This window comes from Candidatus Leptovillus gracilis, from assembly GCA_016716065.1.
Taxonomy (GTDB): Bacteria; Chloroflexota; Anaerolineae; order Promineifilales; family Promineifilaceae; genus Leptovillus; species Leptovillus gracilis.
Map to the genome: position 1 here is coordinate 20,768 of JADJXA010000012.1, position 14,269 is coordinate 35,036.

Annotated in this window: 12 protein-coding genes; 2 read left to right on the forward strand and 10 right to left on the reverse strand. The window is 57.7% G+C overall.

The annotated features are described in order from the left end of the window. Positions 1–5: 5 nt before the first annotated feature. The 9 genes from IPM39_22090 to IPM39_22130 form a co-directional block, all read right to left on the reverse strand. Positions 6–839, reverse strand: a complete 834-nt coding sequence (locus IPM39_22090) for a sulfate ABC transporter permease subunit (protein MBK8988728.1) — start codon at positions 837–839, stop codon at positions 6–8. 120 nt (positions 840–959) lie between these two features. Further along, a complete protein-coding gene (locus tag IPM39_22095) occupies positions 960–2,015 on the reverse strand; it encodes a substrate-binding domain-containing protein (GenBank protein MBK8988729.1) in 1,056 nt (351 codons plus the stop codon). Between the two features lie 403 nt (positions 2,016–2,418). Then, a complete protein-coding gene (locus IPM39_22100) occupies positions 2,419–3,171 on the reverse strand; it encodes a phosphate ABC transporter ATP-binding protein (protein MBK8988730.1) in 753 nt (250 codons plus the stop codon). A gap of 71 nt (positions 3,172–3,242) precedes the next feature. Beyond that, the gene (locus IPM39_22105; GenBank protein MBK8988731.1) at positions 3,243–4,097 is read right to left on the reverse strand and encodes an ABC transporter permease subunit; all 855 of its coding nucleotides are present in this window, start codon (positions 4,095–4,097) and stop codon (positions 3,243–3,245) included. Positions 4,098–4,139: 42 nt separating this feature from the next. Next, positions 4,140–5,123 carry a phosphate ABC transporter permease subunit PstC gene (gene pstC, locus IPM39_22110; protein MBK8988732.1) on the reverse strand — a complete coding sequence of 328 codons (984 nt, stop codon included), beginning with the start codon at positions 5,121–5,123 and terminating at the stop codon, positions 4,140–4,142. A 118-nt stretch (positions 5,124–5,241) separates the two neighbouring features. Next, on the reverse strand, positions 5,242–6,228 hold the full coding sequence (locus IPM39_22115; protein MBK8988733.1) for a substrate-binding domain-containing protein: 987 nt from the start codon (positions 6,226–6,228) through the stop codon (positions 5,242–5,244). Between the two features lie 357 nt (positions 6,229–6,585). After that, positions 6,586–7,260: a response regulator transcription factor gene (locus IPM39_22120; GenBank protein MBK8988734.1), complete on the reverse strand. Its 675-nt coding sequence runs from the start codon at positions 7,258–7,260 to the stop codon at positions 6,586–6,588. Positions 7,261–7,700: 440 nt separating this feature from the next. Continuing rightward, entirely contained in the window at positions 7,701–9,737 is a 2,037-nt protein-coding gene (locus IPM39_22125) for a PAS domain S-box protein (protein MBK8988735.1), read from the reverse strand. 22 nt (positions 9,738–9,759) lie between these two features. Next, the gene (locus tag IPM39_22130) at positions 9,760–10,137 is read right to left on the reverse strand and encodes a metallopeptidase family protein (protein MBK8988736.1); all 378 of its coding nucleotides are present in this window, start codon (positions 10,135–10,137) and stop codon (positions 9,760–9,762) included. Positions 10,138–10,379: 242 nt separating this feature from the next. On the opposite strand from IPM39_22130, the gene IPM39_22135 reads away from it, so the two are divergent. Next, on the forward strand, positions 10,380–10,919 hold the full coding sequence (locus tag IPM39_22135; GenBank protein ID MBK8988737.1) for a DUF3307 domain-containing protein: 540 nt from the start codon (positions 10,380–10,382) through the stop codon (positions 10,917–10,919). Positions 10,920–11,428: 509 nt separating this feature from the next. After that, positions 11,429–13,939 carry an NADP-dependent malic enzyme gene (locus IPM39_22140; GenBank protein MBK8988738.1) on the forward strand — a complete coding sequence of 837 codons (2,511 nt, stop codon included), beginning with the start codon at positions 11,429–11,431 and terminating at the stop codon, positions 13,937–13,939. Between the two features lie 19 nt (positions 13,940–13,958). On the opposite strand, the gene IPM39_22145 is transcribed toward IPM39_22140, so the two are convergent. Further along, entirely contained in the window at positions 13,959–14,156 is a 198-nt protein-coding gene (locus IPM39_22145; protein MBK8988739.1) for a hypothetical protein, read from the reverse strand. Positions 14,157–14,269: the final 113 nt, after the last annotated feature.

Here is a 14,269-nt window from a genome sequence, read left to right on the forward strand (position 1 = left end):
GATATTTATACCGTTTTGCCGCGCGGCCGCTGCGTGAAGCGAATAAGGATGAAGAACAGCACAAACGAGAGTGTCGCCAGGACGGCGGCCACGGCATTGGCCGACTCTATATTGCCCGCCTCGAATTGGGCGAAGATGTAGAGCGGCGCAGTCTGGGTGCGCAGGCGCAAGTTGCCGCTGACGATGACCGTCGCGCCAAACTCGCCCAGCGAATGGGCGAAGGTGAGCAAGCTGCCGGAGAACAGCCCGCCCTTCAGCGCCGGCAGAATGACGTAGCGAAAGGTCTGCCAGCGGTTGGCCCCGATGGTGTAAGCTGCTTCCTCGTAGGTTACTTCCAATTCATCCAGCACCGGCTTAACGGAGCCAAGCATATAGGGGAAGGTGACGAAAAGATGGGCCAACAGCACCCCCGCCGGGGCGAACATCGGCTGGATGCCGAGAGGGTCCAGGAATTGGCCGAGCAGACCAATTGGCCCCCAGAGCAAGAGCAGCGATGTGCCAACGACGACGGTGGGAATGGCGACGGGTAAGTTGACGACGACGGTTAACGCTTCCCGACCACGAAACTCATATTTGGATAGGACGTAGGCGGCGAATGTGCCGATGATGCCGTTGATAACGGCCGTAGCAAACGCAATCAATATCGAAAAACGCAAAGCAAACTGGGCGTCTGGCGCGCTGATGATGCGGACGAAGTTGCCCAGCCCGCCGCGGATGGCAAAGACATAAATAGCCGACAAAGGCATCAGGATCAGCGGCAGCAGCACCGCCAGCAGCAGCCCAACAGGGACCAGATTGATGAAACGTTTTGAACGTCTGGCGGTTGTCATCGTCGTCATAAATAACCTCCAAAGAAAGTGACACGGAGCTTCCGTAACTGCTTACCACAGAGACACAGAGGGCACAGAGATTAAACCTGTAAAAACTCCATGTTTCTCCGCGCCCTCCGCGTAAACCAATCATCGCCCAAGCTCCGGCAGGACTTGGGCGCGCCAGATGGCGTCTACGATCTCCCGTTTGGCGGCCTGCCAACCGCCCAGGTCGGTGACAGTGAAGGGGTCGGCGATGACGCCGAAGTCGGGATTGGCCGCGTTCAGGGAATCGTCTATGCTGCGGAAGCCGTATTCGACAAAGATTTGCTGCGCCGTGTCGCTCCAGAGGAAGGCGACAAAGGCGTTTATCAGGTCGCGTTGTTCGGGAGTGATGTTGCGGTCTAACACGACGACGGTGTGTTCGCTGAGGATGGTGCTTTGTGGGTAGACCGGCTCGGCGGCCAGCCGGCCGCGCGCCCGGTCGCGCACAATTTCCTGCTCGTAGGTGATCAAGGCGTCGCCGAAGCCGCTCTCGAACTGGGTGCGGGTGGCGCGGGCGGAGGCGGCCTGGGCCACCACATTGCGCCAGATGCCCAGGAGTTGGTTGTAAGCGGCCGTTTCGCCACCGCCCAGGTGGATAACAGAGCCATACTCGGCCAAAATCGCCCACAGCGCCCCACCCGAGGTTAATGGATCAGGATGAACAACGCCAATACCGGGGCGAGTCAGGTCGCTAAAATCGGCGATCTCTTTGGGGTTGTCCGGCCGGACGAGGATGATGAAGGGCGTGCGGTTGACTACGCCTTCATGGGGCAAACCCTTCCAGGTGGGGCCGGCTAGGACGCCGCTATCCACCAGCCGCTGGGCGTCTAATTCCAGGGATAGGATAGCGACTTCGGCCGGTACACCCATGATCATCTGGTTGGTGACAGTGCCAGAACTTGAAAAAGCAGAAATGAATTCCACCTTTTCGCCCGTTTGCGCCTGCCACTCCTCAGCGAAGGCGGGAAAGACGCCTTCGTTCATCACCTCGCCCAGGATGCTGAAGCCGTAGAGAACGATGGTGCGGGTGGGCGCGGCGCCGATGCCGGGCAGCCAGGGCCAGAGGGCGTACAGGGCCAGGGCAAGTAAAAAGCCAGTCAAGAATAAACGCCGGGCAAGCGCCCGCCAATTTACTTTACGGTACATAGTCTGTTTTAACAAATGACTCCTCCTGCAATATCATCGGAAGTGCTGTGTTGCTCTCAGCCCGAGGATATGCCCCCAACGGTGCAAGCTCTGACAAAGCAGACTCTTTAACGGGGGGAGCATAGCCATCGGTTGTGATAATTCCTGTGACAAACTTGTGATAAAGTTGTGACAAGAAATAACCGTCTGGCTTACGCCTGACGCAAATTTGTTGAAATTTAAAGGGCAAGCGGGTGTTATTTTCCAGAGCAATCTCGTCCTAAAGGCAGCATTCTGGCGCGTCCTGCGAGGCGGAGAAGGACTTGACTTACAAAATGACAAGATTGTGACAAAGCGGTTCTTACCAGTCTGGCAGATATTGGATGCGGATAATGACCCCCAGAAAAACCCCCGGCAGCAGGAAAATACAACGGAATCGTTACCCGATTTCGCGGGCCAGATAAGCCTGCGTCAAGGCCTCTTTTGGCTCCGCAAAGAAGCGTTTCGCCGGGCCATGCTCCACCAATTCGCCCAACCACATGAAGACAACGTGATCAGCCAGCCGCCGCGCCTGGTCAATGTCATGGGTGACCATTACCAGGGTGTACTGCTCTCTAAAACTGGACAGCAGCTCTTCAATCCCCCGCGCCGAAATGGGGTCCAGCGAAGCGGTAGATTCGTCGCAAAGCAGCACGTCTGGCTGCACAGCCAGGGCGCGGGCCAGGCAGAGCCGCTGCTGCTGCCCGACGGACAATCCCGCGGCTGGAGCCTTCAACCGCCCGGATACCTCCTCCCACAAACCAACGGCTTTCAAGCGTGATTCGACAATCTCGTCAATAGATTGGCCGTTGGACAGGCCATGAATACGTGGTCCGTAGGCCACGTTGTCGTAAATAGACATCGGCAGAGGGAAGGGTTTTTGCGCCAGCAGGCCGATACGCGTGCGCACGGCCGTCACGTCTACGTCTGGGCTGTAAATGTCCACGTTGTCGTAAAAGACCTGTCCGTTCACTTTAACGTCTTCGTTCAGGTCGAGCAGCCGGTTCAGGCTTTTAAGCAGGGTAGACTTACCACAGCCGGAGGGTCCGATAACGGCCGTTATTTGCCGCTGGGGAATGTTCAGCGAAACGTTCTTCAGCGCCTGGTTTTTACCGTACCAGACGTTTAAATCTTTGATGGTTAAAGCGTACATAAATTCTCCAGAAATGACGCGCAACCTGGCAAATCGGCAGCTTGGGCAAGTCGCCGATTTGCCAGACAGTTTTACCGGATCACGTTGCGGCCGAGCCGGGTCATGGATAGGTGCGCCAGTAGGCTGATGAATAAGATGATGGCCGTCAACACCAGGGCCGAGGCGTGCGCCCGCGCCTGGACTTCGGGGAAGGGCGTGCCAAGCTGAAAAAAGACGGCTAGTGGCAGCGATGCCACCGGCCGCAGCAGCGAATCGGGCAGGCTGTCGGTATAACCGGCGGTGAACAGCACCGAGGCGGCGTCGCCAATCGCCCGACTAAAAGCCAGGAGAACGGCCGTGAACAAGCCCGGCAGCGATTGCCGCAATAAAACCCACAACAACTCCAGGCGGGTTGTGCCCATCGCCAGCGTCGCCTCCGTCAACTCTTTAGGCGACAGCGACAGCACCTCGTCAAAGGTGCGCGCCAGGATCGGCAAAACCACCAGCGCCAACACAATAATGCCCGCCAGCAGCGACGCCCGCAGCCCCATTAAGATCATCAGGGCGAAGCCAAACGCGCCATAAACGATGCTGGGGATGCCCCACAGCACGTCCAGCACCAGCCGGACGACGTGGCGCAGCCGCGAGTTGCGGGCGTAAGTGTGCAGATACATAACGGCCGGGATGGCGATGCCCAAGGCCAACAGAGTCGCCCCGGCCGCCAGATAAAGCGAGCCAACGATAGCATTCAATATGCCGCCGCCGCCGCCCAGGTAGAAAGCGGCTCCCGGCGGCTGTGAAATCATCTCCCAGCTTAACGCCTGCAAACCGCGACTGGTAATGATAACCAGGATCAGGCCCAATACCAGAGCCGCTGAAGTCAACGCCAGGCGCATTAGCCAAACAAAAATAAACTCTTCTATTTTTCGGCGTCGTTTGATACTCATCACTCTTATCTCCTTCACAGCAGCACGATTTGGCGAATCGCCTTACCGGGATACCCGCATGATGGTCAGCCGGGCGACCACGTTAAAGAATAAAATAACCACCAGCAGCAGCAAAGCCGCCCCCATCAAAGCAGAGTCATACATGGGGATAGACATCATCTCACTGTAATTGTTGGCGATGAGGGCGGGCAGCGGGTAAGCCGTGTCGAACAGTGAAGCAGGGATGTTAGGGTTGTTGCCCACCACCATCATCACCGCCAGCGTCTCGCCGAACGCGCGGGAAAAACCGAGGACAACGGCCGCCAACACCCCCGGCAGACTGGCCTTAAAAACCACCACTTTGGTCGCTTCCCAACGGGTGGCCCCCAATGCTTGCAGCGATTCGCGCATTTCGCGGGGTACGTTGCGCAGCACCTCATCCGTCACCGCCACGATGATGGGGAAAATCATCACCCCCAACACAAAACCGCCGGCCAACAACCCGTAGCCGCTGGGATTGGTGCGGGCAAAAAAAGGGAACGTGCCGCCCAAAACCCGGTCAGACCAGGGACCAGCATGATCGCGAATTAGCGGCACAATAAACAGAATGCCCCACAAACCATACACCACCGAAGGAATACCTACAAGGAGGTCTAGCAGTGGCTTGAGCCGGCTGCGCGATCGTCTGGAGGTGTATTCTGCCAGGTAGATACCGCTTAACAGGGCCGGAATCACGGCAATAAACCCGGCAATCAGGGTGACGGTTAAGCTGCCGACGATAAACGGGGCGAAACCAAACTCACCGCGTGTCGGCCGCCAGGTTGTGGAGGTCAACAGTTCACGCAAGGGGTAGGTGGACATGATCGGCCAGGAACGGACCAGCAGCAGCATACCCATGATCAGGATAAGCGCCAGAATCGCAGTGATAACAATGCTCATCAAGCCGCCGCTGAGCAGATCCTTCAATCGTCGCCAGGGATTTAGCTTAAATGGATTCACCTTGATGATTTTATCGCTTCTGATAGTTTCTTTCGTAATTACTTCCATAATGACAAGTCCTTACAACGCAAAAGTCTGGTATATACCAGACATAACAATGGAAAAGTAGAAGTTCAATGTTCGATGGAGCTTGAACTCCTACTTTTCAGATGGAGATTAGCTCGGACTAGGGCAGCAGCGATAACGCTTCAGTAAGACGGGCTTCATTCAGGCGAACGTAGCCAGCGTCAGGCACGAAGGCTTGCCCTTCATTTAATATCCAACGGTAAAAATCAACGATGGTCGGACTCGGTTCCCCTTTGGTGACCAGATAGAGAACACGGGCCGGGGGAAATGGATAGATTTCGACAGCAATTGCGGCGGTCAGTTGGTCGCGTGTGTCGTAGAATTTCTCGTCGTCGGACAAACGGCCGTCACCATTCAAATCAATGGGGATGATCTCCAGTCCGGCAATGGGCAATTCTGTTGTCTGATCATAGGCGAAGCCGATGTTGTTGTAGCCAACACCCAGCGGATCCTGACGCACCGCTTCTGCCAGACCGGGATCGGCGTTTACGGCCGTTCCCAGCACATCCTCCTGCGCGTCGCCGCCCAGGAACAAAGACCACATCTCGCCCGCGCCGCTGGCGTCGGAACGAGTGTAGACGTTGATGGGCGTGTCGTCGTCAATACCCAAAGCCTGCCCCCAGGTGGTAATATCGCCGGTGATCCAGATGCCGGTAGCCGTTTCCCGGCTAATTCCCTGGGTCTGAATCTGTTCCAGGTAGGGGTTGTTAGCGTTCAATGTGCCGATCACAGCGTCAATGGTCACCGGTACGCCATATGCCTCTTGCTCTAATTCAATTGGCCGCAATTCCCGCGAGACCATCGCAATATCTACCGCGCCGGCCAGCACGTCGGTCATGCCTTTGCCGGCGCCGCCGGCCTGGATGTCGAAGCGGACGTTGGGGTTGACCTTCTGATATTCCTCGGCCCAAACCGTGACCATCGGGAAGAGGGCAAACGCGCCGGAAATCGCCAATGTCTCTTGCTGTGGCGGCTGGTCGGCAGCGCTGCTGTCTGAATCAGCCGGGCCACTACCACCGCAAGCAACCAATAAAAGCAGGGTCAGACTCAGTAAAACAATGCGTAACATCTTGGGTTGAAAAGGCATTCTATTCAATTTTCTCCTTGAAAGTAGAAAGTTCATTGGCTGACGCCCGATTCAGCATTGGCAGGCAAAATGGCCGGTCGGCGGTGGGCCGCAACGGCCGTGCCAACCCACCCGCCCATATGCCCACAAAACGGCCAGCAGACAGTCTGCCGCGTGGACACAAACGGCCGTCACAGCGTAAACGACAAATAAGCAGACAAATACTGCACATACCCTTACAGTAAGGGCAGCGCATGACAAGCGTTGTGATGCAGTTGTGATAAGGTTGTGACAAAAAGCAGGGAGAGAAGTCAGCGAGTCTGTCGAAGGGATGGCAACGATTCCTACGACCCCTTGATCATTACAGATGTCGGTGGATTATTGATTGACCACGCCGTAACCTAACCCGGCGATGGTCTCAATGTAAACCGGTTTGGCCGGGTCTGGCTCGACTTTGGCGCGCAGGCGGCGCACCAGTTGACGCAGGGCGTCCCGGTCACCGCCTTCGGCGCCCCAGACGTGGATGATGATGTCTTCGGCCGTCAGGATATGGTTGGCGTTGAGCATCAGGTAATCGAGCAGGCGATTCTCCAATGGGGTGAGGGGGATGGCCTCCCCATCGGCCAGCCGTGCCTCGCGCCGGGCAGTATCCAGCGACAAATCGCCCACCTGCCGAATGGCCGAGGCGGACTGCATCCCGGCGCGGCGCAAGACGGCCTGCACGCGGGCCACCAATTGGCGTGGGCTAAACGGCTTCAGGATGTAATCGTCCGCCCCCAGGCTGAGGCCGCGCACAATATCATCCTCTTCTTCGCGCACGGTGAGCAGCAAGATGGGGGTGTTGGCCTGGGCGCGAATGGTGCGGCAGACGGCAAAGCCATCCAATTTAGGCAGGTTTACGTCGAGAATGAGCAGGTCTGGATGTTCCTGCTCCCAACGGCGTAAAGCGGCCTGGCCATCATGAGCCTGAATCACTTGAAAGCCTTCGCGCCGCAAGGCGAAGGCCACCAAATCGGCCAGAACACGATCGTCGTCAACAACAAGCGCTTTCATAATTGCACGGTATTGTATGGCATAACAAGGTGGCCCACCAATAGCAAAGGTTGCACCGAACCTGCTGATTCTTGACCACACTGAGGTGTATTCGTGAACACGTGATGATGGCTGTGCCAGATTCGGTGAAGGCAGTGGTAACGGCCGTTCCCCGTACGACCGCCCCCCCCAGCCAGCGCTCCCATTGCACCCGGACCATCCGCCCAGGCGCAGCAGACACCGGCGCCAACCAGCGCTAAAGCGCCGGTCTATAAAACAACGCCGGGTAAACCCGGCTTTTGCCCCTTTGCCATAACTACTAAGGCTATCGAGGGCTGAGCTTGTCGAAGCCCATTGGCGGGCCCCTGTTGCCTGCGACAAGTTCAGGCAACAGGGTTAGTAGACGAAAATCCGCCCTATCCGTTCAATCCGTGTGCCTATCTTGAGTTCTCCAACAGCTGCTAGGCAGGCTTATTGAGCGGGATGGTAAACCAGAAGCGCGCCCCGCCGCCAGGGGAGTCGGCTATACCGACTTCCCCCTGGTGCGCCTGGACGACGGCTTTGACCACTGCCAGTCCCAGGCCAATGCCAAATCGGGTTTTATCGTCTTCCAGAGGGCGGCGCATAAACCAGCGGAAGAGGTCATCACGGGCTTCGGGCGGGATGCCCGGACCCTGGTCGGCGACGGCGAAATAGAGGTGGTCGGGATGGGCAACGGCCGTTACCCTCACCACGCCGCCACCCGGCCCATACTTGCTGGCATTGGCGATGAGATTGACCAACACCTGCCCAATGCGCCGGGGATCAGCCAGGACAATGGGCAGGCTGTCTGGGATGTCCAGCTGAAGCTGCTGCTCATATTTGGTTAGAAGTGGGGCCATCGTCTGCCCCACTTCCAGGGCAACCCGGCGCAGATCGCACGGCCGGGTAAAGACGCGGAAACGGCCGGTCTCGATGCTGGCGCTTTCCAGCAAATTGTCTACCAATGTTTGCAGGCCGAGGATGCCCAGATGCAGCGCGTTCAGCAGTTCACCAAACTCCTGGGCGCTCAGGTCGGGCGACTGATCCATGAGCAGTTCGATAGAGGCGGCCAGAGCGGAGAGCGGCGTGCGGAATTCATGGGCCACGTTGGCCAAGAAATGGGCCAGCAGCCGGTTAATAGCCTCTTCCTCGGTCACGTCGCGGAAGACCAGAGCGACGCCGCCTTCTTCTGGCGGTCCAAGCTGCGCCCCAGTAATAGCCAGAGTGATCTGACGGCCGTTGGCCACCCTGACGTTCACTTTGCGCCTTTCGCCGGGGGCCGGGATGAACTGACTGAACGGCTCTGGGCTGTCGGCCAACGTGAATACCTCGTTGCAGTGATGGTAACGCGCCTGTTCCACCGTCTGGCCGGTAATACGCGCCGCGCCAGGACTAAAAAAGGTGATCCGGCCATCGTGGTCCAGGGTCATAATGCCTTCGACAAGGGAAGCCAGCAGCCGGTCGGTAGCCGCTTTTTCACGCTGCAAATCTGCCACCGCCTGTTTTAGTTCGACGCGGGCAAATTCGAGCGCCTGGGCCACCTGGCCGATTTCAGCCACCTGCGTCTGAATGTGTACCGGTTTCTCCAGGTCACGCCAGCTCAAGGTAGTGGCGGCCTGGGCCAACGCCTCCAGCGGCCGGCCAATGCGCCGCGCCAGCAGCACGCTAAAAGCCGAAGCGGCCGCTGTAACCAGCAGGATGGTGGCGACCATTGTGATGATCAGGCGGTTTTGCGCCTGGACGACGTCGGCGACCGGCAGGGCGACGATGATTTCGAGTCCGTCTGGGGTGAGGGGTGAGCGCAAGGCGAAATAAGGACGGCCGTCGGCGTCGAAGCGCAGGCGGATGGCGTCACCCTCATTGCCGGCGGTGATGCTTTCGTCGGTGCGGTCGGCCGTCAGGCTGCTGGCGACGGCCGTTCCCTGCCACAGGACAATCTGTTCCAATTCAGTGTCCCCTTGCAATCTTCGGCTGAAGGCGTCGTCCACGGCCAGTGCGACAACGACCCGGCCAAGACGGCCGGCGTCAGATTCGATATGAGAAACGGCCGTTAACCAGACCAGGCCAGCAACATCTACGTAATAGCCGTTCGGGATAGGGGCGCTGCACCAATCGAGGGGCGTCTGGGCAAGAGAACGGCCGTTGCCGTCACAGACCAGCAGGGCGTCCAGGCCTGCCCCTGTTTGCAAAGTCCGACCATAAGCGGCAAACGCTTCCGGGTCATCGAGCGGCTGTACAACAAAGGCGCGCAAGGTGGGGCGCTGCGCGATCAGGAGGGCCAGTTGCGCCAGGTCACTCTGTTCGGCGCGCAGGGTAGCCCGGGCCGTATTGTGGCCTTGTTCGACCAGCCGCCACGCCTGGGCCATGTTTTGCTGTTGGGTGAGCCAAAGCAGGGGAAGTCCGGTGGCGGCGGCCGTCAGGATGACCAGGGCGACGACGCGCCAGATGACCTGGGTGGTGAGGGTTGAATCGCGCATGTAACCGTTCGTGAGGACGGAATCAATACGCGCCCAATTCGCGCAGGCGATCATCGCTGATGCCAAAATGGTGTGCCAATTCATGTAAAAAAACATGACGCACCCACTCGCGGATGGCCTCGCGGTCTGGCCCGGCCTGCTGCTCGATGGGTCCCTGGTAGAGGGTGATGGTATCCGGGGCGACCATATTGTAGCCCTGAGTCCGTTCGGTCAGGGGAATGCCGTGGTACAAACCCAACAGCGTATCGCCCGGGTCTACCCCGGCGTCAGCCAATTCAGCGCGGGTGGGCCAGACGGCCGTTAATACCGCCACGTTGTCCATCCTGTTCTGGAAAAACGGGGGCAGGTCCTCCAGCGCGTCGTCTACCAATTCCTCAAATTCAACACGTGTTAGAATCATATTTCCACTATACGACAGACTGGCTAAATCGCCAAAATGAGGCGGGGCGGGACGGGTAAATTGTTAACCGGATTACAATGGGGATGTACGGCCGTTATCCGCCCAAGCCCACTTCTCTTGTTACACTGCAATGCTAATTTCAGAAACGGATTTTGAGATTGGACCAATCTCAGAAGATTGGACCAATCTTCCGTGTAATCGGCCGGGTGGCACAGTCTTGGCTATCTGACCGGAAGAGGCTTATGACCACATTTCCCATTTTGCTGTTGGCCCATTTAATCGCTGATTTCCCCCTACAAACCAACCGCATTTACATCTTAAAGACGCGGGGAAATAAAGGATTGGCGCTGCACGTCGCCATTCACCTCCTGGTAGCGGCGATGCTTATGCAACGGCCGTGGCAGCACATCCCCCTGCTTGTTGTCTATGGCATCATCCATTTTGCCGTAGATTGGTTCAAGGTCCACAAATCCGGCGTGAAGCAAACGCCAGGATTTTTGCTGGACCAATTGGCCCATTTTGTCACCATCGCCATGTTGAGCCTGGCGCAGCCCAACCTGATCGCCCTGCTGCCGCTTTGGCTGGTCTGGGCAGGCGTCATCCTGGCGTTAGCTCCGGCGCTGCTCATGACCTTGTGGGTGATGGCCAACGATCTGCGCCCCACCCTGCCACATAATCGAACTGTCAACTGGGCCAGCCATCGTCTGCTGCCCCTCTCGCAGAAGATTGGCTCGGTGTTTGTGCTGAGCTTGCTGGTGATGACATTGTTAACGGCCGTTTAGAACGATAGGCGCAAAGGTCACAAAACGGCCGTCCACTACCCAACTACCGCAAAAGGCCAGGGATCACGCCGACCCTGGTCTTTTTTCTTGCCACCCTATTTTGTTTGCCAGACCCCACAGGTACAGATGGTTGGAGGAGGGAACGGCCGTTTGCTTTACATGCGGCATTCTGCACTGAAACTTCGCCGTTTTGCAGTTGATTTGCAGTCCAGCATAGAACAAGCTGTGTATAATGTTTTGAACACAACACCACCCTCGGCTCGTTTACAAAGCATTACCAGTTTGGCGGTAAGCTTCTGGTCATGCGCCAGAGGTCACTTTTAACCCCCCAACAGGCTGCCACCAGGCACTCATGACACCTGACGCCAACCCACATGACACCTGTCACCTGACATTCCCCGTAACCTGATAGACACTGTGAACAGCGTTCGCCAAGCGGCAGCCACGCAGCCACGCCCTTTTATCTTTCGTTCCTGCGATAGGCTGTTCAATCTATCAAGGAGGATAGAATGTCTGCAATGGAAGTTTCTGAAAGTGAAGGTATCGCTTACCGGCGGCGTCATGCCGGCCTCATTGGGGTTCGCAGCAAAGTACAAATGCGCGACAACATCATGCTCAGTCTCGTCTACACCCCTGGCGTAGCTGAGCCGTGCCTGGAAATCGAACGAAACCCCAGACGTTCCTTTGACGTCACCTGTCGCGGCAACACCATCGCCATCGTCTCCGACGGTTCTTCCGCTTTTGCTCTGGGCAACATCGGCCCCGACGCCATTTTGCCGGTGCTGGAAAGCAAAGCCGTCATTATGAAGACCTTTGCCGGGGTAGATGCCCTGCCAATCGCCCTCAAAGCCCAAACCATCGAAGAGATCGTCGATACCATCCTGAACCTGGCCCCGACCTTTGGGGCCATCAGCCTGGAAGACATCGCCTCGCCCAAGGGACTGGCCATTGCCAACCGCCTGGAACGCTCGCTCTCCATCCCGGTGGTCAACAACCACCGCGAAGGGGTGGCCATTGGCGTGTTGGCCGGGCTAATCAATGCCGCCAAAGTGGTTGGCAAAAATCTCAAGGAGATGCGCATCATCATCAACGGCGCCGGTTCGGCCGGCCTGGGCACGGCCGCGCTGCTGCGGCAGTATGGCGCTCAGGAAGTCATCGTTTGTGATCGCTACGGGGCCATCTACCATTACCGGCCGCACGGCATGAACTGGGCCAAATGGGAAATCGCCCACAACAGCAACCCGCACGACGAAAAAGGAGACCTGAACGCAGTTTTGCAGGGGGCCGACGTTTTTATCGGCTTTGCGCCTTGTGATGGTCCCTTACTGCAACAAATAAGCAAAATGGCCGATTCGCCCATTTTGTTTACCCTGGCTTCGCCGTTGCAATTCACGCCGCGCGAGGCGCAGCAGGCCGGGGCAGCAGTGGTGGCCACGGCCCATTCCAATTATCGCAACCAATTGGATATTACGACGGTGCTGCCGGGCATCTTCCGTGGGTTGTTGGATGTGCGCGCCGCCAAATTCCCCTATTCCAGTCAGATTGCCGCCGCCGAAGCGATTGCCGGCATCATCCCCGAAGATGAATTACACGCCGACTACATTTACCCGAAGGTGATTGATTATGCCGTGGCTCCGGCCGTCGCCCAGGCCGTCGCCGCCGACATTATTGCCCGCGGTCTGGCCAAACGACCAGAGGTGAACCCGGCCGACATCGCCGAACGCACGCGCCGCTTTGTCTATGAAGGCCATTTCCCCATCCCGCCCAAATCGGAAAAACCGATGAGCGTGGCTGAGGAGTCGCTGGAACTGCATGAACGTTACCAGGGCTTGTTGGAAATTTACAGCAAAGTCCCGGTGAAAGATGAACACATTTTGAAGATGTTCTATCTGGTTCCCAAGGCGATGGAACCGGCCGAAATTATCCAGAAAGACCCAGAGCAGGTTTTTGCATTGACGCCGCGTGGCAATCTGGTGGGGGTGGTCAGCGACGGCACGGCCGTTCTCGGTTTAGGCAGCATCGGTGCGCGGGCCGCTTTGCCGGTGATGGAAGGCAAGGCGATCTTGTTCCACACCTTTGCCGGCGTGGAAGCCTTTCCCATTTGCCTCAACACCCAAGACCCGGACCAGATTGTGGATATCGTCAAACGGTTGGAGCCAACTTTTGGCGGCATCAATCTGGAAGACATCAGCGCGCCGCGCTGCTTCTACATCGAGAAAAAGCTGCGCGAGGAGACGGACATCCCGATTTTCCACGACGATCAGCATGGCACGGCCGTTGTCGTTCTGGCCGGTATCATGAACGCCTGCCGCCTCACCGGCAAAAAACTGAGCGAACTGTCGTTTGTCGTCAACGGCGCTGGGGCATCGGCCATCGCCGTCACCAAGCTGCTCATGTCTATGGGGCTGCAAAACGTCATCCTAATGGACAGCAAGGGCGCTGTTTACAAAGGGCGCAAAGACCTGAACTGGATCAAAGAAGAGATGGCCGAAGTGACCAACCTGGACAAGGTAAAAGGGGACCTGGCAAAAGCCATTCAGGGGCGCGATGTGTTCATTGGCCTCTCGGTGGCCGGCGCGTTAAAGCCAGAAATGGTCAGGACGATGGCCGCCGACCCCTTCATTTTTGGGCTTGCCAATCCCACGCCAGAGATCATGCCTGATCTGGCGCTGGAAGCGGGGGCCAGCATTGTGGCAACCGGCCGCAGCGACCTGCCCAATCAGGTGAACAATTCCCTGGCCTTCCCCGGCATCTTCCGCGGCGCGCTGGATACCCGTGTGCGCAACATCACCGACGAAATGAAGGTGGCAGCCGCGCAAGCCATCGCCGGACTGGTGAGTGATAAGGCTCTGCGCGCTGATTGGATCATCCCCAAAGGCACAGATTTCTCCGTGGCTCCGGCTGTCGCCGAAGCGGTGGCCCGCAAAGCCATCGAAACTGGCATGGCGCGGGTGCAGGTAGACCCGGCGTCCATCGCCCAGAAAGTGCGCCACTTCGTCTACGAAGAGCGCGACGCCTGACCTAAGGGTTCGTTTGCAATTAACTTTTGAGTTTCCAGATTGGACCAATCTTGGAGATTGGTCCAATCGTATACCCATCGCCAGAGTCCCATTCAATTGTGGTGAAAGTATCTCCATCCGGGTCAACGGCGCTGCCGCTGGCGCTGCTGTTGGCCGAGGCAGCCGCACCGAGCAGTTGGTAACTGCCCGGCGGGCTGCCAACGGCAACAACGCCCACGGCGCGAAGGTTTGCAGCAACAATCCCAGTCTGACCACAGAGGAATCAGGGAATGCCAGGTTTGATGACGGCTCCTGTTCTGCTCCTATTCAGTTTAGAGGATAGAGATAGGG

Excerpts from the sequence above, each read along its gene's own strand:
- IPM39_22115 (MBK8988733.1), bottom strand. The coding sequence starts at position 6,228 with ATGCCTTTTCAACCCAAGATGTTACGCATTGTTTTACTGAGTCTGACC.
- IPM39_22140 (MBK8988738.1), top strand. The coding sequence starts at position 11,429 with ATGTCTGCAATGGAAGTTTCTGAAAGTGAAGGTATCGCTTACCGGCGG.
- IPM39_22105 (MBK8988731.1), bottom strand. The coding sequence starts at position 4,097 with ATGAGTATCAAACGACGCCGAAAAATAGAAGAGTTTATTTTTGTTTGG.
- pstC (MBK8988732.1), bottom strand. The coding sequence starts at position 5,123 with ATGGAAGTAATTACGAAAGAAACTATCAGAAGCGATAAAATCATCAAG.
- IPM39_22100 (MBK8988730.1), bottom strand. The coding sequence starts at position 3,171 with ATGTACGCTTTAACCATCAAAGATTTAAACGTCTGGTACGGTAAAAAC.
- IPM39_22120 (MBK8988734.1), bottom strand. The coding sequence starts at position 7,260 with ATGAAAGCGCTTGTTGTTGACGACGATCGTGTTCTGGCCGATTTGGTG.
- IPM39_22125 (MBK8988735.1), bottom strand. The coding sequence starts at position 9,737 with ATGCGCGATTCAACCCTCACCACCCAGGTCATCTGGCGCGTCGTCGCC.
- IPM39_22135 (MBK8988737.1), top strand. The coding sequence starts at position 10,380 with ATGACCACATTTCCCATTTTGCTGTTGGCCCATTTAATCGCTGATTTC.
- IPM39_22130 (MBK8988736.1), bottom strand. The coding sequence starts at position 10,137 with ATGATTCTAACACGTGTTGAATTTGAGGAATTGGTAGACGACGCGCTG.
- IPM39_22090 (MBK8988728.1), bottom strand. The coding sequence starts at position 839 with ATGACGACGATGACAACCGCCAGACGTTCAAAACGTTTCATCAATCTG.